The sequence below is a fragment of the Mycolicibacterium litorale genome (assembly GCF_010731695.1).
GTDB classification, from domain to species: domain Bacteria; phylum Actinomycetota; class Actinomycetes; order Mycobacteriales; family Mycobacteriaceae; genus Mycobacterium; species Mycobacterium litorale.
On sequence record NZ_AP022586.1, the window covers coordinates 5,078,872 to 5,098,747 of the forward strand.

Annotated in this window: 20 protein-coding genes; 12 read left to right on the forward strand and 8 right to left on the reverse strand. The window is 69.0% G+C overall.

What is annotated here, in order from left to right; translation table 11 throughout:
- Positions 1–29 precede the first annotated feature (29 nt).
- Positions 30–1,127 carry an Rv3575c family transcriptional regulator gene (locus G6N30_RS24365; protein WP_134056674.1) on the forward strand — a complete coding sequence of 366 codons (1,098 nt, stop codon included), beginning with the start codon at positions 30–32 and terminating at the stop codon, positions 1,125–1,127.
- Positions 1,128–1,190: 63 nt separating this feature from the next.
- Here the strand turns inward: G6N30_RS24365 and G6N30_RS24370 are convergent, their stop codons facing one another.
- The 3 genes from G6N30_RS24370 to kstR are packed head-to-tail and all read right to left on the reverse strand — an operon-like array spanning position 1,191 to position 3,589.
- Positions 1,191–2,129, reverse strand: coding sequence for an aminoglycoside phosphotransferase family protein (locus G6N30_RS24370; protein WP_134056672.1), 939 nt, complete (start codon positions 2,127–2,129; stop codon positions 1,191–1,193).
- Positions 2,129–2,893 (reverse strand): trehalose-phosphatase, encoded by a 765-nt coding sequence (otsB, locus tag G6N30_RS24375; RefSeq protein WP_134056670.1) that lies wholly within the window; start codon positions 2,891–2,893, stop codon positions 2,129–2,131. The genes G6N30_RS24370 and otsB overlap by 1 nt, the downstream gene beginning before the upstream one ends.
- Positions 2,894–2,896: 3 nt before the next feature.
- Positions 2,897–3,589, reverse strand: a complete 693-nt coding sequence (gene kstR, locus G6N30_RS24380) for a cholesterol catabolism transcriptional regulator KstR (RefSeq protein WP_134057528.1) — start codon at positions 3,587–3,589, stop codon at positions 2,897–2,899.
- 213 nt (positions 3,590–3,802) lie between these two features.
- Here kstR and G6N30_RS24385 point away from each other — a divergent pair, with 213 nt between their 5' ends.
- Positions 3,803–5,929, forward strand: a complete 2,127-nt coding sequence (locus tag G6N30_RS24385) for an acyl-CoA dehydrogenase family protein (RefSeq protein ID WP_134056668.1) — start codon at positions 3,803–3,805, stop codon at positions 5,927–5,929.
- Position 5,930: 1 nt separating this feature from the next.
- Here the strand turns inward: G6N30_RS24385 and G6N30_RS24390 are convergent, their stop codons facing one another.
- Positions 5,931–6,503 carry a hypothetical protein gene (locus tag G6N30_RS24390; RefSeq protein ID WP_134056666.1) on the reverse strand — a complete coding sequence of 191 codons (573 nt, stop codon included), beginning with the start codon at positions 6,501–6,503 and terminating at the stop codon, positions 5,931–5,933.
- Positions 6,504–6,524: 21 nt separating this feature from the next.
- Positions 6,525–7,586 (reverse strand): ferredoxin--NADP reductase, encoded by a 1,062-nt coding sequence (locus tag G6N30_RS24395; protein WP_134056664.1) that lies wholly within the window; start codon positions 7,584–7,586, stop codon positions 6,525–6,527.
- A gap of 154 nt (positions 7,587–7,740) precedes the next feature.
- Between G6N30_RS24395 and hsaA the strand changes: the two genes are divergently transcribed.
- The 6 genes from hsaA (at position 7,741) to G6N30_RS24425 (ending at position 12,466) form a co-directional block, all read left to right on the forward strand.
- A complete protein-coding gene (gene hsaA, locus G6N30_RS24400; RefSeq protein ID WP_134056662.1) occupies positions 7,741–8,925 on the forward strand; it encodes a 3-hydroxy-9,10-secoandrosta-1,3,5(10)-triene-9,17-dione monooxygenase oxygenase subunit in 1,185 nt (394 codons plus the stop codon).
- Between the two features lie 9 nt (positions 8,926–8,934).
- Positions 8,935–9,825 (forward strand): 4,5:9,10-diseco-3-hydroxy-5,9,17-trioxoandrosta-1(10),2-diene-4-oate hydrolase, encoded by an 891-nt coding sequence (gene hsaD, locus G6N30_RS24405; protein WP_134056660.1) that lies wholly within the window; start codon positions 8,935–8,937, stop codon positions 9,823–9,825.
- A complete protein-coding gene (hsaC, locus tag G6N30_RS24410) occupies positions 9,822–10,721 on the forward strand; it encodes an iron-dependent extradiol dioxygenase HsaC (protein ID WP_134056658.1) in 900 nt (299 codons plus the stop codon). Before hsaD ends, hsaC begins: the two co-directional genes overlap by 4 nt.
- A gap of 6 nt (positions 10,722–10,727) precedes the next feature.
- A complete protein-coding gene (hsaB, locus tag G6N30_RS24415) occupies positions 10,728–11,312 on the forward strand; it encodes a 3-hydroxy-9,10-secoandrosta-1,3,5(10)-triene-9,17-dione monooxygenase reductase subunit (protein WP_134056656.1) in 585 nt (194 codons plus the stop codon).
- 11 nt (positions 11,313–11,323) lie between these two features.
- A complete protein-coding gene (locus G6N30_RS24420; protein WP_407664673.1) occupies positions 11,324–12,199 on the forward strand; it encodes a DUF4344 domain-containing metallopeptidase in 876 nt (291 codons plus the stop codon).
- A gap of 93 nt (positions 12,200–12,292) precedes the next feature.
- Complete coding sequence (locus tag G6N30_RS24425) at positions 12,293–12,466, forward strand: CsbD family protein (RefSeq protein WP_134056652.1); 174 nt, start codon at positions 12,293–12,295, stop codon at positions 12,464–12,466.
- Positions 12,467–12,492: 26 nt separating this feature from the next.
- Here G6N30_RS24425 and G6N30_RS24430 read toward each other — a convergent pair whose 3' ends face one another.
- The gene (locus G6N30_RS24430; protein ID WP_134057526.1) at positions 12,493–13,002 is read right to left on the reverse strand and encodes a UCP032817 domain-containing protein; all 510 of its coding nucleotides are present in this window, start codon (positions 13,000–13,002) and stop codon (positions 12,493–12,495) included.
- Between the two features lie 48 nt (positions 13,003–13,050).
- Between G6N30_RS24430 and G6N30_RS24435 the strand changes: the two genes are divergently transcribed.
- Entirely contained in the window at positions 13,051–13,269 is a 219-nt protein-coding gene (locus G6N30_RS24435; RefSeq protein ID WP_134056650.1) for a hypothetical protein, read from the forward strand.
- A 344-nt stretch (positions 13,270–13,613) separates the two neighbouring features.
- Here the strand turns inward: G6N30_RS24435 and G6N30_RS24440 are convergent, their stop codons facing one another.
- Complete coding sequence (locus G6N30_RS24440) at positions 13,614–14,567, reverse strand: LysR family transcriptional regulator (RefSeq protein ID WP_134057524.1); 954 nt, start codon at positions 14,565–14,567, stop codon at positions 13,614–13,616.
- A gap of 94 nt (positions 14,568–14,661) precedes the next feature.
- Here G6N30_RS24440 and G6N30_RS24445 point away from each other — a divergent pair, with 94 nt between their 5' ends.
- From G6N30_RS24445 to G6N30_RS24455, 3 genes are read left to right on the forward strand one after another with little or no spacing between them, the layout of a single operon-like run.
- Positions 14,662–16,053 (forward strand): MFS transporter, encoded by a 1,392-nt coding sequence (locus G6N30_RS24445; RefSeq protein WP_134056646.1) that lies wholly within the window; start codon positions 14,662–14,664, stop codon positions 16,051–16,053.
- Entirely contained in the window at positions 16,050–16,796 is a 747-nt protein-coding gene (locus tag G6N30_RS24450) for an SDR family oxidoreductase (protein ID WP_134056644.1), read from the forward strand. The genes G6N30_RS24445 and G6N30_RS24450 overlap by 4 nt, the downstream gene beginning before the upstream one ends.
- Positions 16,793–18,730: an acetoacetate--CoA ligase gene (locus G6N30_RS24455; protein ID WP_134056642.1), complete on the forward strand. Its 1,938-nt coding sequence runs from the start codon at positions 16,793–16,795 to the stop codon at positions 18,728–18,730. The genes G6N30_RS24450 and G6N30_RS24455 overlap by 4 nt, the downstream gene beginning before the upstream one ends.
- Before the next feature lie 12 nt (positions 18,731–18,742).
- Here the strand turns inward: G6N30_RS24455 and G6N30_RS24460 are convergent, their stop codons facing one another.
- Positions 18,743–19,855 carry a pyridoxal phosphate-dependent aminotransferase gene (locus G6N30_RS24460; protein WP_134057522.1) on the reverse strand — a complete coding sequence of 371 codons (1,113 nt, stop codon included), beginning with the start codon at positions 19,853–19,855 and terminating at the stop codon, positions 18,743–18,745.
- Between the last annotated feature and the right edge of the window lie 21 nt (positions 19,856–19,876).

A 19,876-nucleotide genomic window follows, 5' to 3' on the forward strand; every position in this document is an offset into this window, starting at 1 on the left:
CGCGGCCGCATCGGCTAACGTCACAGAGCATGTCCAGGAGTCCGGAGCCGCGACGGCACGCGACCCTGGCCTCCCTCGCGGCCGAGCTGAAGGTCAGCCGCACCACCATCTCCAATGCGTACAACCGACCCGACCAGTTGTCGGCCGAACTGCGTGAGCGCATCTTCACCGCGGCCAAACGGCTCGGCTATCCCGGGCCCGATCCGGTGGCGCGGTCGCTGCGCACCCGCCGGGCGGGTGCGGTCGGCCTGGTGATCACCGAACCGCTGAACTACTCCTTCAGCGATCCGGCCGCACTCGATTTCGTTGCCGGGCTTGCCGAATCGTGTGAGGACGCCGGGCAGGGCCTGCTCCTGGTGGCGGTCGGGCCGAATCGCAGTCTGGAGGACGGTTCTGCGGCCGTGCTGGCCGCGGGTGTCGACGGTTTCGTCGTCTACTCCGCCAGCGACGACGATCCGTACCTGCCGGTGGTGCAGCAGCGGCACCTGCCCGTTGTGGTCGTCGACCAGCCCAAGGATGTTCCCGGCACGTCGCGGGTCTGCATCGACGATCGTGCCGCGATGCGCCAGATCGCCGAATACGTTCTGGGGCTGGGCCACCGGGAGATCGGGTTGCTGACGATGCGGCTCGGTCTCGAGCGGCCCGACGGCAGCAGGCCCACGGTGGCAGACCCGGAACGCCTCCGCACGCCCCACTTCCATGTCCAGCGCGAGCGCATCGCGGGCGTGTACGACGCGGTGGCCGCGGCCGGACTCGACGAGCGCGCGGTGACGGTCGTGGAGAGCTACGAGCACCTGCCGACCTCCGGCGGGGCGGCCGCCGAGGTGGCGCTGGCCGCCAATCCGCGGCTGACGGCGTTGATGTGCACCGCCGACGTGCTCGCGCTGTCGGCGATGGACTATCTGCGCTCGCGCGGGATCTACGTGCCCGGTCAGATGACGGTCACCGGTTTCGACGGCATCCCCGATGCGGTGCGCCGCGGGCTGACCACCGTGGTGCAGCCCAGCATCGAGAAGGGGCGACGCGCCGGCCGGTTGCTGCACGAGCCGCCGCGCGACGGGCTGCCGGTCATCGAGGTGCTCGACACCGAACTGCTGCGCGGTCGCACCGCGGGCGCCCCGTCCTGACCTCTCACCCCGTCCGGCGACCGTGCGTGTCTGCACCCGCCACACCGCGGAAACGTCAGCAGTTCACGCCCGCTCGGCACGTCGCGAGCGCCACGATTGCACCGCCGGCGCCAGCGCGTCAACGAGCATCGGCAGCTGCGGCGCCATCGCCAGACACGCCACCGAGGCGAGTAGCGCCGCCGACTCCGTGACCGCGAGCACCCGTTCGTCGAGCGCGCGCAGACCGAGCCCGACGGCGGCGGCGTCGTAGGCGGCGTGGCCCTCCGGCCCGACGAGCGCGAGGTCCGATTCCACCGCTCCCAACGTGACCAGCTCGAAGTCCGACCAGTATTCGCCGGTCGCGGTGGGAATCATGTTGTGGAACGGCGCATCACCGTGGATCGGCTGGACGTCCACGCCGGGGAATGCCGCCTCGAACCCCGCCCGGGACGTGAGCACCGGTGCGAGGTGTTCCCAATCCTGCCGCGCGCGCTGTACATCGGCGGCGTCGAGCAGGCCGGGCTGGTGCTCCAGCTCGGTGAGCGCCGCGGGTATGTAGGTCTCGAACTGCGTGAAGAACCCGAGGCCGCCGCCGTCGTACTCGCGCAGTGCGGCGTGCAGCCCCGCCGTCGACGCGCACCGCTGCGCCAAGTCCGGCTCGCCGTCGCTCACCGCGTCGAGATACTGCCAGAACGTCATGGAGAAGCCATCGAGCACAACGGGTTCGCGGGGCACCAGGGGACTCGGCGGCACCACCGGCAGTCCGCGGTCGGTCAGCCAGCCCGCCACCGACAGCTCGGCGCGCTGCTGCGCCGTCTGCCGCTCGGGGGACGAGCGCACCGATGCGGGCAGCACCGTCGGCACCCGCACCACCACCGGCGACGGCGCCAGATGGACGATCACGGAGAAGACGTCGTAGAGCACCCGCGGCTCATCGACGTGCAGGCCGAGGTCTCGACCGGCCGCCGTCGCCGCGGTGACGGCGCGGGCGGTGCGGGCCGCCAGGTCGTCGGAGGTCAGCATCAGCGGTGGCGCCGGGCGGCGAGCAGATACTCCAACGCCTCGGCCACGTGCTGCGGTTCGCCCACCCGGTAGGCCGCCGCGGTCTCACCGGGCCCGACCTTCACCCCGATGTCCCCGTCGCGCATCCGGCGGAACGCCTTCTCGTCGGTCACGTCGTCACCGAGGAACACCACCGCCGACGCGTCGTGCTGATCGCGCAGGATGTCGACGGCTTGGCCCTTGTCGGTGTGGATGACGGCGAACTCCTTGACCGCCTTGCCGTCGGTGACCTGCGCATCCCACTGCGCCGCAGCCTCGTTGGCGCGTCGCATCGCCGCCTCACCGTCGGCCGGTGAGGCGTTGCGCACGTGCAGCGCGACGCTGGCGGGCTTCAATTCGACTGTGGCGCCGGGGAACTCCGCGGCGATGGCGTCGAGGGCGCCTTTGATCTCGACCAGCAGGGCCCGAGCCCGCTCGTCGATCGGCGAGACGAATCCGGTGTCGAACTCCGAACCGTGGCTGCCGACCAGGTGCACGCGGTCGGACACCCCGGAGAGCTCGCGGAGCACGGCGAGCGCGCGGCCGGAGATGAGCGAGACGGTGGTCGCGGGCAGCGCGGCCAGTTCCTCGAGGGCGGCGGCGGACGCGGGTAGCGGCCGGGCGTCGGCAGGGTTCGACACGATCGGCGCGAGGGTGCCGTCGTAGTCGCAGGCGATCAGCAGGCGGGGGAGTCGCGCGGCGCGGTCGAGCGCCCGGCGCAGATCTGTCGGTAAGCCGTCGGCCACGCGTCAGATCTTAGGGCGGTCACCGTCGCCGATGAGCAGCCGCACCGCCAGATCGAGCCGTTTGCTCACGTCGGTGGCCGAGGCGCGGCGGGTCAGCCACGCCAGCAGGTTCGACAGCCAGACATCGGAGATGACGCGGGCGATGTGGTACTGGTCCTCGGTGGGTTCGCCGTCGCTCATCGCGCGGGCGAACATCGAATCCATCAGCTTGCCCACGTGATCAACCTCACCGGCCGCCGACGCGTCGGCGAAGACGAATGCACGCGTCATCGCCTCGGTGAGCAGCGGGTTGCGCTGCATGGCGCGGTTGAGCTTGCCGACCATGAAGTTCAGCCGCTGATACGGCGTACCGCCCGCGAGTGCCGCCCGGTCGGTCTTGGCGTCGATCCGCTCGAACTCGCGCCCCAGCGCCGACACCAGCAGGTGCACCTTCGACGGGAAGTAGCGGTACAGGGTGCCGACGGCGACGTCGGCGCGTTCGGCCACCGCGCGCATCTGCACCGCCTCGTAGCCGCCCTTCGAGGCGATCGCCAGCGTGGCGTCGAGGATCCGCTTGCGACGTTCCCGCTGTGCCTCGGAGCCGAGTTCGGACTCGGCGAGCACCGCCACGTTCATCACCTCACGTGGCCGTGAGCCGGAGCCCGTCTCGCGGGATCGCGAGTCGGAACCCGACGACGGGCTGGTGTGTGCTGGCATCGAGGCCTCGGACATGCCGTGTGACGCTCCTTCATCGTGCGTATCCCCCCAAAACGATACGCATGTCGGGCTCCGTTTTCTCACCTCGGCATCGGCGCGGCAGCGACGTGTCCTGCTGCGATGCCGGTCGACTTGACGGTTGAACGCTGGCACCATTAGAACACGTTCTAGTGAGGAGTATGAGCCTTCTCACCCAACGCGAGGAGTCCGGAAATGACCCAGTCGCTGCTGTCGGGGTCCGGCCCCGGCACCGACGAGCAGTTTGCTGCCCGCGAGATGGTGCGCGACTGGGCCGCCGCCTCCCGGGCGGTGGAGGCCGCGCGTGAGGTGGAACAGGGCGACTCCGAGGCGTGGCGCCGCGCGTACGCGGGGTTCGCGGAGCTGGGCATTTTCGGCGTCGCGATCCCGGAGGAGCAGGGCGGCGCGGGCGGCACCGTCGAGGATCTGTGCGCGATGGTCGACGAGGCCGCAGCGGCGATGGTGCCCGGGCCGGTCGCAACCACCGCGCTGGCCACGCTGGTGATCACCGACGAGGCGCTCCTCGAGGCGTTGGCATCGGGCGCACGCACCGCAGGCGTGACGCTGGCGGCCGACGTGACCGTCGAAGGCGGCACCGCATCCGGGGTGGCGGCGCAGGTGCTCGGCGCCGAACCGTCCGGGCTGCTGCTGCTCCCCGCCGGGGATGCGGTCGTGCTCGTCGACGCCACCGCCGACGGGGTGACGGTCGAACCGCTGACCGCGACCGACTTCTCCCGCCCGCTGGCCCGGGTGGTGCTCGACAGCGCCCCCGTCACGACACTCGACCTCAGCGCGGGCCGGCTCGCGGATCTGGCCGCGACGCTGCTCGCGGCGGAGGCCGCCGGTCTGGCGCGCTGGCAACTGGTCACCGCCACGGACTACGCGAAGGTCCGCGAACAGTTCGGTAAGCCGATCGGCAGCTTCCAGGCGATCAAGCACATGTGCGCCGAGATGCTGTTGCGCGCCGAACAGGTGTCGGTGACGGCGGCGGACGCGGCCCGCGCCGTGACCGACGGCGACGACCGGCAGCTGAGCATCGCGGCGGCGGTCGCAGCCGCCGCGGGTATCGACGCAGCGAAGGCCAACGCCAAGGACTGCATTCAGGTCCTCGGCGGCATCGGCATCACCTGGGAACACGACGCACATCTGTATCTGCGGCGCGCATACGGCATTTCGCAGTTCCTCGGCGGCCGCTCGCGGTGGCTGCGCCGCATCGCCGACCTGACCCAGCAGGGCGTGCGGCGCGAGCTGCGCATCGACCTCGACTCGGTCGACCACCTGCGCCCCGAGATCAGCGCGGCGGTCGCGCAGGTCGCGGCGCTGCCCGAGGACCAGCGCCAGCCCGCGCTCGCCGAGGCCGGTCTGCTCGCCCCGCACTGGCCGAAGCCGTTCGGCCGCGCGGCGTCCCCGGCCGAACAGCTGCTGATCGACCAGGAGCTGGCCGAGGCGGGGGTGTCGCGTCCCGACCTCGTCATCGGCTGGTGGGCGGCCCCGACGATCCTCGAACACGGCAGCCCCGAACAGATCGAGCAGTTCGTTCCCGCCACCCTGCGCGGTGAGTTGTCCTGGTGCCAGCTGTTCAGTGAGCCGGGCGCGGGTTCGGACCTGGCGGCGCTGCGCACCAAAGCCGTTCGCGTCGACGGTGGTTGGAAGCTCACCGGCCAGAAGGTGTGGACCTCGGCGGCGCACAAGGCGCACTGGGGTGTCTGCCTGGCGCGCACGGATCCGGACGCCCCGAAGCACAAGGGCATCACGTACTTCCTCATCGACATGAAATCGCCGGGCATCGTGATCCGCCCGCTGCGCGAGATCACCGGTGACGAGCTGTTCAACGAGGTGTTCTTCGACGACGTGTTCGTACCCGACGAGATGGTGGTCGGACAGGTCAACGACGGGTGGCGGCTGGCCCGCACGACGCTCGCCAACGAGCGGGTCGCGATGGCAGGCGGTACTGCGCTGGGCAATCCGATGGAGGAACTGCTGCGGACGGTGGCCGAACAGGGGCTGGATCCGGCCGACGAGGACCGGCTGGGACACCTGATCCTGACCGCGCAGGTGGGCTCACTGTTGGATCAGCGCATCGCGCAGAAGGCCGTCGGTGGGCAGGATCCAGGTGCGGAGTCCAGCGCGCGCAAGCTGATCGGCGTGCGTTACCGGCAGGGCCTGGCGGAGTTCCGGATGGACCTCTCCGAGGGCGCGGGTGCGGTGGTCAACCAGCCGGTGCACGACTTCCTCAACACCCGCTGCCTGACCATCGCCGGCGGTACCGAGCAGATCCTGCTGACCCTGGCCGGTGAACGGCTGCTGGGGCTGCCGCGGTAGCTCAGCCGAAGGTGGTCTGCGCGCAGGCGTCCGGGGTGGTCAGGTTCACCCCGGAGTAGACCACCTGGATGTGACTGCACACGATGAACGCCGCCTTGACGGCCGGCTGGCCGGTGGTCCACTCGGTGGGCATCGAACTGCCGTCGATCCGGTAGCGCTCGATCGGCCCGCCACCGAACGAGGTCACCGAGATCTCGACGTCGCGCAGCGACTTGTACATCTTCGAGAGCACGTTGTTGTGGTTGGCGCCCTTGACTTCTCGCGGAGTCCCTGAGGGGGCGCTGTACTCGGCTTCCTGCCAGACGTCGCGGTCGTTGCTGCGCAGCGTGATGGTCTGCCGTGACCATGCGTCGCCGGGCAGCCCGGTCGGCCCGCCGGGCGTCAGCAGGTTCGTGCTGGTGTTGAACGAGCACCGGTTGCCGACGCAGTCCGCGTTGACGTGCATCTCGATCTTGGTGGCCGGGTCGACGGCGATCGAGCTCTGCGCCGAGTTCGACGCGGCCGCGGCCGTCGCGGGCTGGGGGAGAAGTGCCGTCAGCAATGCCGCCGCACTTACTGCTGCGAGCCGGTTCATCGTGTTGAAGTTAGCCCTTCGCTACTCGTCGTAGGTGACTTCGACCGAATCCGACCGCGGCACCGCCTGGCATCCCAGGATCAGGCCTTCGTCGAGGTCGGACTGTTCGAGGACGTCGTTGATCTCCATCTCCACCTCGCCGCTGCGCTTGAGCACCGCGCAGGCGCCGCAGTGGCCCTCGCGGCAGGAGAACGGTGCGTCGAGACCCTTGTCCAGCAGCACGTCGAGCAGTTTGGCGTTGCGCGGCCAGCGCACCTCGTGGGTCTGCCCGTCGAGGGTGACCACCGCGGTGGCCGGGCCCTCGTCGCTGTCGTCCTCCTCGATGACGACCGCCGCGAACGGGTCGGACTCCAGCGATTTGAACACCTCGATGTGGATCTTGTCCGCCGCGGTGCCCGCACTGGTCAGCGCCTCTTCGGCGGCGGCCATGAACGGGCCGGGCCCGCAGATGTAGGCGTCGTGGCCGGTGTAGGGCGCGGCCAGGCCGGCCAGTGCGGCCGCCGACGGCAGGCCCTGCACCGATTCGAGCCAGTGCACGACGGTGAGCCGGTCGGAGTACTTCGCGCTCAGCTCGCGCAGCGTGCCGGCGAAGATCACGTTGGACTCGTCGCGGTTGGCGTAGACCAGCACCACCTTGCCGCTGCCCTCGACGAGTGCTGACTTCAAAATCGCCATCATGGGGGTGATCCCGCTGCCCGCGGCCAGCAGCAGGAAGTCGGTGTCCAGCGACTTCGGCACGAAGGTGCCCGACGGCGCCAGCACGTGCATCCTCATGCCGGCGTGGGCGTTGTCGCACAACCAGTTCGAGGCGTAGCCGTCGGCGGTGCGCTTGACCGTGACGGTCAGCGGATCGTCGGTGAACGGCGAACTGCACAGCGAATAGCACCGCGCGACCGATCCGGTCCGATCGCTGGGCACCCGCAGGGTGAGGAACTGCCCGGGCGAGTAGCGCAGCCGCTCGGCCGGGATGTCGGGGCCGCCGGACGGCGTTCTGAACACCAGTGAGCGGGCGTCGGCGGTCTCCTCGACGACGTCGGCCACCTCCAGTTCGAGCACGTGGCTACCGAGTGGCTCGTCGGTCACGTCTGAAACCGCCCTTTCCGTCATAACTAGAACAGGTTACAGAAATGAGCTTCCGCAGGTCCAGCCGCTGCAGCGTCGGGCTGCTCGACACAAATCGTAACGTGTTCTAATCTTTCTACAGCCCCGTTTCAGTCCCCATCTTGGAGGCAGGCAAGTGACGTCCATTGAACAGCGCGACGCGCAGGCGGTCCTCAGCGGCATCGACGACCTGCTCCCCACCCTGCGCAAGCGCGCCCCGGAGGCCGAGGAGCTGCGCCGCCTGCCGGACGAGACGGTCAAGGATCTCGACGAGATCGGGTTCTTCAAGCTCCTGCAGCCCCAGCAGTGGGGCGGGATGCAGTGCGACCCCACGCTGTTCTACGAGGCGGTGCGCCGCCTGGGCAGCGCCTGCGGGTCGACCGGCTGGGTCGCGTCGATCATCGGCGTGCACAACTGGCATCTGGCCCTGTTCGACCAGAAGGCCCAGGACGAGGTCTGGGCCGACGATCCGTCCGTGCGGGTGTCGTCGTCGTATGCGCCGATGGGCGCCGGAACCGTGGTCGACGGCGGCTATCTGGTCAGCGGCGCGTGGCAGTGGTCCTCGGGTTGCGACCACGCCACCTGGGCATTCCTCGGCGGTCCCGTGATCAAGGACGGTAAGCCCGTCGACTTCGGCAGCTTCCTGATCCCGCGCAGCGACTACCGCATCGACGACGTGTGGAATGTGGTCGGGCTGAAGGGAACCGGCAGCAACACGGTCGTCGTCAAGGACGTCTTCGTCCCCCGGCACCGCTTCCTGTCCTACAAGGCGATGAACGACCGCACCGCGGGTGGCCTGGAGAACAACACCGCTCCGGTGTACAAGATGCCCTGGGGCACAATGCATCCCACCACCATCACGGCCCCCATCATGGGGATGGCCTACGGCGCGTACGACGCTCACGTCGAGCACCAGGGCAAGCGGGTCCGGGCGGCATTCGCCGGTGAGAAGTCCAAGGACGATCCGTTCGCCAAGATCCGCATCGCCGAGGCGGCCAGCGACATCGACGCCGGCTGGCGTCAGCTGATCGGCAACGTCGCCGACGAGTACGCACTGCTGCAGGCCGACAAGGAGATTCCGTTCGAGCTGCGCGCGCGGGCCCGGCGGGACCAGGTGCGGGCGACGGCCCGGGCGATCGCGTCGATCGACCTGCTGTTCGAGGCGTCGGGCGCGACCGCGCTGAACCTCGACGCGCCGGTGCAACGGTTCTGGCGTGACGCGCACGCCGGACGCGTGCACGCCGCCAACGAACCCGAGCGCGCCTACCTGATCTTCGGCAACGACGCCTTCGGCCTCCCGCCGCAAGACACGATGGTCTGACCGGGCGCGATGACCTCCTACATCAAGCAGACCGAGACGCAGGTCGAGATCACCTTCGAATCCACCTCGCGCTACGCGCAGGTGCGTGACGACATGCGCCTGCACTACCACGAGGCCGGGGTGAGTCACTCCGAGACCGTGGTGCTGCTGCACGGCGGCGGGCCGGGCGCGTCGAGTTGGTCGAACTTCTCGAAGAACATCGAGGTCCTCGCACGCCACTTCCACGTGCTGGCCGTCGACCAGCCGGGTTACGGCCACTCCGACAAGCACACCGAACACGAGCAGTACAACCGCTACAGCGCCACCGCACTGCTGAACCTGTTCGACCACCTCGGCATCGAACGTGCCGCGCTGGTGGGCAATTCACTCGGCGGCGGCACCGCGGTGCGGTTCGCGCTCGACAACCCGGACCGGGCAGGCCGGCTGGTCCTGATGGGGCCGGGCGGGTTGAGCGTCAACCTGTTCGCGCCGGACCCCACCGAGGGTGTGAAGCTGCTCGGCCGCTTCACCGCGGACCCGACGCGCGAGAACATGGAGAAGTTCCTGCGCATCATGGTGTTCGATCAGAAGCTGGTGACTCCGGAACTGGTCGAGGAGCGGTTCGCGATCGCCAGCCGGCCCGAATCGCTGGCCGCGGCCCGCGCGATGGGGATGTCGTTCGCCGGGCCTGATTTCGAGCTCGGCATGATGTGGCGCGAGGTGTACAAGCTGCGCCAGCGGGTACTGCTGATCTGGGGCCGCGAGGACCGGGTGAACCCGCTCGACGGCGCACTGGTGGCGCTCAAGCAGATCCCCCGCGTGCAGTTGCACGTCTTCGGTCAGTGTGGACACTGGGCGCAACTCGAGAAGTTCGACGAATTCAACAAGCTGACCATTGATTTCCTGGGAGGCGAACGATGAGCATCCGGTCTCTGGGCTACCTGCGGATCGAGAGCACCGACGTTCAGGCATGGCGTGATTACGGCCTGAAGGTGCTCGGGATGGTGGAGGGCAAAGGGCCCACCGAAGGTGCGCTGTACCTGCGGATGGACGAGTTCCCTGCGCGCCTGGTCATCGTGCCGGGCGAGAACGACCGGCTGCTGCAGTCGGGTTGGGAGACCGCCAACGCCGCAGGCCTGCAGGAGATCCGCAACCGGCTCGACATCGAGGGCACCCCGTACAAGGAGGCCACCGCGGCCGAACTCGCCGACCGCCGCGTCGACGGGATGATCACCTTCGACGATCCGTCCGGCAACACCCTCGAGGTCTTCCACGGAGTCGCACTCGAGCATCGCCGGGTCGTCAGCCCGTACGGCCACAAATTCGTCACCGAGGAGCAGGGCCTCGGGCACGTCGTGCTCACCACCCGCGACGACGCCGAGACGCTGCACTTCTACCGGGACGTCCTGGGCTTTTATCTGCGCGACTCGATGCGGCTGCCGCCGCAGTTGGTCGGCCGACCCGCCGACGGTGCGCCGGCGTGGCTGCGTTTCCTCGGGTGCAACCCGCGCCACCACAGCCTGGCGTTCATGCCGGGCGAGACGCCCAGCGGCATCGTGCATCTCATGGTCGAAGTGGAGAACGCCGACGACGTCGGCCTGTGCCTGGACCGGGCGCTGCGCCGCAAGGTGAAGATGTCGGCGACCCTCGGCCGCCACGTGAACGACAAGATGCTGTCGTTCTACATGAAGACCCCCGGTGGCTTCGACGTCGAATTCGGTTGCGAGGGGCTCGAAGTCGAGGATGAGTCCTGGATCGCCCGGGAGAGTACCGCGGTGAGTCTGTGGGGCCACGACTTCAGCGTCGGCTTCAAGTAACACATGATGGCTTCCGACGGGGACGCCGCAGGCCCGGTGATCGATCCGCGCACGTTCCGCAACGTGCTCGGCCAGTTCTGCACGGGTATCACGGTGATCACCACCATGCACGACGGCGCGCCGGTCGGATTCGCCTGTCAGTCGTTCGCGGCGCTGTCGCTCGAACCACCGCTGGTGTTGTTCTGTCCGACGAAGGTGTCGCGGTCGTGGAAGGCCATCGAGGCCAGCGGCCGGTTCTGCGTGAACGTGCTGCACGAGAAGCAAAAGGACGTCTCCGCGCGCTTCGGCTCGCGCGAGCCCGACAAGTTCGCGGGAATCGATTGGGCGCCGTCGAAATTGGGGTCACCGGTCATCGACGGCACCCTGGCGCACATCGACTGCACCGTGCATTCGGTGCACGACGGCGGTGACCACCTGGTGGTGTTCGGCGCGGTCCACTCGCTGTCCGACGTTCCGAAGAAGAAGCCGCGTCCGCTGCTGTTCTACCGGGGCGAATACACCGGCATCGAACCCGACAAGAATTCGCCCGCCCAGTGGCGCGACGATCTCGAGGCGTTCCTCACGGCCACAACGTCGGACACCTGGCTCTGATCCATGACATATTGACGTCCGTGCAGAACACGAGCGTCGTCTGGCTGTCCGCCGCAGCCTGCGCCCTCCTGGTGACCGTCGGGTGCTCCGAGAATCGCCCGGGTGCAGCCGAAGTGGCGCCCTCATCCACTGGGCCGGCGGCAGCGGAGCAGAACGCCGCGGCGGAATCGTCGGGAGAGATGACCGTCGTCTACGAGGACGCCACCACGCCGGAGGCGGTCAACGGCCGCAGGATCCTCACCGACAGCGGACTGCTGGAGGCGCTGGCGACCGACATCAACGAATCGCTTGTCCTGCCCGAGGACGTCCGCCTGGTCGGCGCGCAATGCGATGAGGCGAACGCGTTCTGGAGTTCGGACGACCGTACGATGACGATCTGCTACGAGGACGCCGACTCCAGCCACACCACCTTCGAGCGGGCCGGTGACGACGATCCGATGGCCGCCACACTCGGTGCCGAGCGCGCGACCTTCTACCACGAACTCGGCCACGCCACCCTGGACCTGTACGACCTGCCGTTCACCGGCCGCGAGGAGGACGTCGCCGATCAACTGGCCGCGGTGCTGCTGCTCGAACCGGACGACAACGGCACTATCGACCCGGCCGACGTCAGCGCCGCGGTCGCTTATGCCCGGATGTTCGAGGCGAACAGCGAACAGGACGGCGGCGCGGCCGAGGACTTCCCGTTCTGGGATGTGCACGAATACGACCTCGCGCGGATGTACAACTTCCAGTGCTGGATCTACGGGGCCGACCCGCAGGGCAACGCGTTCATCGTTGACGAGGGTCTGGTGCCCGAGGATCGGGCCGACTCCTGCGAGGGCGAGTTCGACCGGATGTCGCGTGCCTGGTGGGACATGCTCGACCCACATCTGCGCGACGGTTGACAGCAATACCGCAGTTTCGGTGACCCGAGGGTGGGGGTATGCCGACGGTGCATCGGCCGAACCGGTCGACTGCGAACCGAAGGAGTACACATCGTGAGCGGTACCGACAAAGCCAACAACAAGATCGAGGATCTCGGCGGCAAGGCCAAGGAGGCGCTGGGTAAGGCCACGGGCGACGAGAGCACCGCGAACGAGGGCAAGGCCGACCAGTCGAAGTCCAGCCTCAAGGACGCGGGCGAGAAGGTGAAGGACGCCTTCAAGAAGTAACCGGCACGCGCACGGACATCTGACGGCTACGGCCACCACCGTCGAGGTGGGCGTTCGGGGATTGCGCGCGTGATCGCGTCGACCCGGTCGGCGTCGATGCCCCACGGCTCGTCGAGCCCGAGGCGGGTGTCGATGTCCCAGAGGACGCAGTCCTCGCCGGGCCGTGCGACCAGCGACCACGCGATGACGGTTCTGCGTAATTGCTCTTCGACCGGGTCGGCACCCGCCGCGACCGCGGCGGGTGCCCCACCCTCGGGGTGGTGGTGCAGGAAGCAGCCGTAGGCCTGCGCGCAAAAGGCGGCGTACCGCGCGGTGCACAGTATGAAGCCGTGCCAGGCTTCGTCGACCGCGCGCGACGGCATCCCGATCACCTCGCCATCCCACAGCGCGGGCGCGCAGCACCGAAGCCATTGCCGCAAACCCGTCACGACGAGCTCGCGCGGCTGCCACGGGCAGGTCTTGAACACGGCTGACGGCAGATCGAGTTCCGCCACCGCCGTGCTCACTTGATCGAGCCGATGCCTGTTGCGGCGCAGCACATTTTCACTGTAGGCGGCGGCATCGAAGCGGCGTACGCTTTGGCCATGAGCGCCACGGGAGTGGTGGTCTCCATCCTCGGGGTGATGGCGTTGCTGGTCATCACGTCGATCTTCGTCGGTCGCTACCGGCGGGCCCATGATGGCTCGGCGGCCGACATTCGCGACCGCTGGACGAGCGGGTACGGGGGCGGCGAAGGAGGCGGCAGCGGCTGCGGAGGCGGGTTCGGCTGCGGAGGAGGCGGCTGCGGCGGAGGAAGTGGCTGACCGTGACCGGGGCGCTTCTGGTCGCATCCACCCTGGCCGTGATCGCGTTGTCCGCGGCGGGCTTCGCGTGGCGGCGTCGACGAGCCCGCCACCAAAGCGCATATGAGCGCTATCGACGCGCCGTCCCCTATCTCCTGAGTGACCGGCAGATGTTGCGCGAGAAGCGATTGGCCCGCGCGCGGAGACGGCAGCGATTCTGGGCGGCCGGATCGGCCGGCGCCGTGGGCGGCTATTACTCGGACGGCGGAATCCCCTCCGATGGAGACGGTGGTGGGTGTGGCGGCGGAGGCTGCGGCGGCGGGGGCTGCGGCGGCGGGGGTTGTGGCGGCGGCGGGAGCTGACTGTCAGGGCGTGCCGAGCAGGACGTCTCGCTGCTCGCGCACGCGCGCCTGAATGGCCTCCACCACCGCGGCGACCTCCGGTCTGCGCAGCGTCTCGCCGCGGGTCACCAGCCAGTAGGTCAAGCGCACCGACACCGTGCGCGGCAGGACGCGGACCAGATCGTCGTGGCGGTCGGCCATGAAGCAGGGCAGCAGCCCCAGACCCGCAGCCGCGCGGGTGGCCTCGACGTGTACGAAGACGTTGGTCGAGGTCACCGACTCCCGCATGGCCGGGGCGAACCCGGTTGCCGAGTCGAGGTCGTCGACCTGCAGCATCGAGTCGATGAAGTAGACGAGCGGATAGCGGGTGAGGTCGGCGACGTCGCTCGGGGCGCCGTGTTCGGCCAGGTAGTCGCGCGCCCCGTAGAGGCCGAGGCAGTAATCGCCCAGCCGGATCGCCTGGGCGCGGTGCACCTGGGGTTCGCCCACCACCACTTCGATGTCGAGGCCAGAGCGCTGCTGCGACGCGCGGCGGGTCGTGGCCACGATCTCGACCGCCACCCCGGGATGGTCGCGCTGCACGAGCGCCGCGGCCGGCGCGACGATGTAGGCGCTGAACCCATCGGTCGCCGATATCCGCACCACCCCCTCCAGCGCACGCCGTCCGGCCGGGTCGACGGTCAGTGAGCGCACCGCCGACTCGACGGCTTCGGCGGCCCCGAGCGCTTCGCGGCCGAGGTCGGTCAGCTCCCAGCCGCCGGCCACCCGGGCGACGAGTCGGCCGCCGAGCGACTGTTCGAGCGCGGCGATGCGCCGCGAGATCGTGGTGTGGTTGAGACCCAGCTCGTCGGCCGCGGTGGTGTAGCGGCCGGATCGCCCCACCGCGAGCAGGACGAGGAGGTCGTCGGCGCTCGGCCGGCGCCCGGACATCGCCGTCATGTGTGCAGTTTTGCAGATCGTGGGTGCGGACTTGCCCATTGCCGCCAAGGAAACCTGCATGAATACTCACCTGTATGTGTGGCCAGTCACACCCAGGACACCGCTATGTCCGTGGTCATGAATGGAGCCGGCGATGAGCGCCCAGATACCGACACAACCCGACACCAGCCCGCCGGGATCGATCCCGACCGGCCTCAAGCGCGTCGTCGTCGCCTCGATGGCCGGCACGGTCGTCGAGTGGTACGAGTTCTTCCTCTACGGCACCGCGGCCACGCTGGTGTTCTCGAAGGTGTTCTTCTCGGAGACCACCAGCGAGCTCAACGCGATCTTCCTGGCGTTCGCGACCTACGCCGTCGGATTCGTCGCACGCCCACTGGGCGGTGTGGTGTTCGGCCACTTCGGCGACAAGCACGGCCGCAAGAAGCTGCTGCAGTTCAGCCTGATCCTGGTCGGCGCCGCCACGTTCCTGATGGGCTGTCTGCCGACCTACGGCCAGATCGGCTACTGGGCGCCGGCGCTGTTGGTGGCGCTGCGGTTCATCCAGGGCTTCGCCGTCGGCGGCGAATGGGGCGGCGCTGTGCTGCTCGTCGCCGAGCACAGCCCGAACCGCGAGCGCGGCTTCTGGGCGAGCTGGCCACAGGCCGGCGTGCCGGTGGGGAACATGCTCGCGACTGTGGTGCTGCTGGTGCTCACGGCGACGCTGCCCGAGTCGGCGTTCCTGTCGTGGGGCTGGCGGGTGGCGTTCTGGCTGTCGGCGGTCGTCGTCCTCATCGGGTACTACATCCGCACCAAGGTCACCGACGCGCCGATCTTCGTGGCCGCCCAGCAGGAGGTGGAGCGGGCCAAGTCCACCTCGTACGGCGTGGTCGAGGTGCTCAAGCGCTACCCCCGCGGGGTGTTCACCGCGATGGGTCTGCGCTTCGCGGAGAACATCATGTACTACCTCGTGGTCACGTTCTCGATCACGTACCTGAAGGTTCAGGTGGGCGCGGACACCAGCGACATCCTCTGGTGGCTGCTCGCCGCGCACGCCGTGCACTTCCTCGTCATCCCGCTGGTGGGCCGGTTGTCCGACCGCGTCGGACGACGTCCGGTGTACATCGTCGGAACCGTCCTCGCCGGCACCTGGGGCTTCTTCGCGTTCCCGATGATGAACAGCGGTCAGTACCTGGTCATCATGGGTGCGATCATCCTCGGCCTGATGATCCACGCGCTGATGTACTCGCCGCAGCCGGCGATCATGGCCGAGATGTTCCCGACCCGCATGCGCTATTCCGGTGTCTCGCTGGGCTATCAGGTCACCTCGATCGTCGCCGGATCGCTCGCGCCGCTCATCGCGGTGAAGCTGCTCGACATCTACGACTCGTCGGTGCCCATCGCGCTCTACCTCGCGGCCGCGGCCGTGATCACGCTCGTGGCTGCGCTGTTCAGCCGTGAGACGAAGGGTATCGACCTGGCCGATCTCGACGTCGCCGACCGCGAGGATCTGGCCCGGACCGCAGCGGCGAAAACCGGTCGCGCGTGAGCGATCTCGCCGGCCGCGCCGCACTGGTGACCGGCGGTGCCAGCGGGATCGGTGAGGCGTGCGTGCGCGAACTCGCCGCCAGGGGCGCCACCGTCACCGTCGCCGACCGCGACGAGGCCGCCGCCACGGCACTGGCCGACGAGGTCGGCGGAGTCGCATGGGTGGTCGACCTGCTGGACGTGTCGGCGCTGGAGACCCTGACGCTGGACACCGACATCCTGGTCAACAACGCCGGCGTCCAGCGCATCGACCCGATCGTCGACTTCGCGCCGGAGAACTTCCGGATGCTGATGACGCTGATGGTGGAGGCGCCGTTCCTGCTCATCCGCGCGGCGCTACCCCACATGTACGCCCAGCAGTTCGGGCGGATCATCAACATCTCGTCGGTGCACGGGCTGCGCGCCTCGGAGTACAAGGTCGGCTACGTCACCGCCAAGCACGCGCTGGAGGGGTTGTCGAAGGTGACCGCTCTCGAGGGCGGGCCGCATCAGGTCACCAGCAACTGCGTGAACCCCGGCTACGTGCGGACACCGCTGGTCACCAAACAGATAGCCGATCAGGCCAAGGTGCACGGCATCGGTGAAGATGACGTGGTGACCGAGATCCTGCTCAAGGAGAGCGCCATCAAGCGACTCGTCGAACCCGCCGAGGTCGGATCGCTGGTGGGCTGGCTGGCCTCACCGCAGTCCGGCATGGTGACCGGGGCGGCGTACACCATGGACGGCGGATGGAGCGCCCGGTGAACCAACCGCAGTGGGTGCCCACCGAGGACGACATCGCGGGGGCGCGCGTCACCGACTTCGCGCGCTTCGTACACGAGCGCACCGGCGCCGACGTGTCCGACTACCACGCGTTGTGGCAATGGTCGGTCGACGACCTCGCCGGCTTCTGGGGTGCGCTGTGGGAGTACTTCGAACTCGGCGAACCGCCCACCGAGGTGCTCGCCGACGCGGCGATGCCCGGAGCGCGCTGGTTTCCGGGGACACGGCTGAACTACGCCGACCAGGTGCTGCGGCACGCCCGCACCGACCGGCCTGCCATTCTCTACGTCGCCGAGGGCGGCGAGGTCACCGAGGTGTCCTGGGACGAGATGCTGAGGCGCGCAGCCGCATTCGCCCGCACCCTGCAGTCGATGGGCGTCGGGCCGGGCGACCGCGTCGCGGGTTATCTGCCGAACGTGCCCGAAGCCGTCATCGCCTTCCTGGCCACCGCGAGCATCGGCGCGATCTGGAGCGCCTGCGGACAGGACTACACCGCCAAGGCCGCACTCGACCGGCTCGGACAGCTCGAACCGGTGGTCCTGATCGCCGCCGACGGCTACCGCTTCGGCGGCAAGACCCACGACAAGACCGCCGACGTCGCCGCACTGCGCGCCGGGCTGCCGACGGTGCGGACCGCCGTGCTCGTGTCGCGGATCGGAGCGGACGCGCCCGGCTCCGACTGGTTGGACTGGGCGGCGGCGACCGCTGACGGCGGAACGCTGCAACCGCTCGCCGTCGACTTCGACCACCCACTGTGGGTGCTGTACTCCTCGGGGACGACGGGGCTGCCGAAGGGCATCGTGCACGGACACGGTGGCGTGGTGGTCGAGCACCTCAAAGCCGTTGCGCTGCAATCCGACATCGGCGCCGGCGACACGTTTTTCTGGTTCACCAGCCCGAGCTGGATGATGTGGAACTTCCAGGTCGCCGGTCTACTGGTCGGTGCGACCATCGTCTGCTACGACGGCAGCCCGACGTATCCGGCTCCCGACACGCTGTGGCGCATCGCCGCCGAGGTGCGCGCGACGGTACTGGGCACCAGCCCCGGCTACGTGCTGGCCTGCGACAAGGCCGGTGCCGTACCCCGCAAGGACCACGACCTGACCGCGCTGCGCACCGTCGGCATCACGGGTTCGTCGCTACCGCCGAACTCGGCACTGTGGTTGCGCGACAACGTGGGTGAGCACGTGCAGGTGGCGTCGATCAGCGGCGGCACCGACGTGGTGTCGGCGTTCATCGGCGGCGTCCGGACCGTTCCGGTGTGGCCGGGCGAGCTCTCCGCGCCCTACCTCGGCGCCGCTGTCGAGGCGTGGGACACCGCGGGTAGGCCCGTACGCGGTGAGGTCGGCGAACTCGTCGTCACCAAACCGCTGCCGTCGATGCCGGTGAAGTTCTGGAACGACCCCGACGGAAGCCGTTACCGCGACGCCTATTTCGAGATGTACCCCGGGGTCTGGCGGCACGGCGACTGGATCACGGTCACCGACCACGGCAGCGTCATCGTGCACGGACGGTCGGATTCGACACTCAACCGTCACGGTATCCGGATGGGCAGCGCCGACATCTACCAGGCCGTGGAGCGTATGTCGGAGGTCGCCGAGGCCCTGGTGATCGGCGCGGAGCAACCCGACGGCGGCTACTGGATGCCGCTGTTCGTCACGCTCACCGACGACGCCGAACTCACCGACGACCTGAAGGACCGGATCTGCCAGACGATCCGCACCGAGGTGTCGCCGCGGCACGTCCCCGACGACGTCCTGCTCGCACCCGGCATCCCGCACACGCGCACCGGGAAGAAGCTCGAGGTGCCGATCAAGAAGCTGCTCCAGGGCGGCGACCCGGCGCGCGTGGTGGAACCCACCGCGGTCGACGATCCGACGCTGCTGGACTGGTACGTCACGCAGCGGCGAAAGTGACGCTGTCGATCCTCAGCGCAGCCAGGCTCCGATCCGGTCCAGCGCCTCGGTGATGTCGGCGGTCGGCCCCGCGAACGACAGCCGGACGAACGAGCCGCCGTGCGCGGTATCGAAGTCGATTCCCGGTGCGATCGCCACGCCCGTCTCGGCCAGCAGCGTCGAACAGAACGACAGCGAGTCGCTGGTCAGATGCGAGACATCGGCGTAGACGTAGAACGCGCCGTCGGTGGGCGCCAGCCGGTCGACGCCGACGGACCGCAGTCCGTCGAGCAGCAGGCGGCGGTTGTCGGCGTAGTGCGCCAGGAGCCCGTCGGCCTCGGCGATCGACTCCGGCGTGAACGCGGCGACCGCGGCGTGCTGCGCCAGAGCGGGCGGGCAGATGGTGAAGTTCCCGGTCAGCCGGTCCACGGCGCGGCGCAGCTCGGCCGGCACCAGAAGCCAGCCCAGCCGCCACCCCGTCATCGCGAAGTACTTGGAGAAGCTGTTGACCACCACCGCATCTCGCGACGTCTGCCACGCGCAGCTGGTCGCGGGTGCGCCCTGGTAGACCAGGCCGTGGTAGACCTCGTCGCTGACCAGCCGGACGCCGGTCTGTTCACACCACCTGGCGATCGCGGCCAGTTCTTCCGGGGCGATCACGGTGCCGGTCGGATTCGCGGGGCTCGCGACGATGACGCCCTGAACCGGCGGGTCGAGTTCGGCGAGCATGGCGGCGGTCGGCTGGAAGCGGGTCTCTGCGCCACAGGGGATCTCGACGACCTCGCAGCCGAGCGCGGTCAGGATGTTGCGGTAGCAGGGGTAGCCGGGACTGGCGATCGCCACCCGGTCACCCACGTCGAAGCAGGCGAGGAACGTCAGCAGGAACCCGCCGGACGATCCGGTGGTGAGGATGACGTCGTCGATGCCCACCGTGAGGCCGAACTGGTCGGCGTAGCGGGCCGCGATCGCGGCGCGCAGTTCCGGGATCCCGAGCGCGACGGTGTACCCCAGTTGGTTGCCGTGCAGTGCGGCGACGGCGGCGTCGCGGACGGCGGTCGGCGCACCCGCGCTCGGTTGGCCTGCCGACAGGTTGACCAGGTCGCCGTGGGTGCGCTGACGTTCGGCGGCGGCCAGCCACACGTCCATCACATAGAACGGTGGGATGCC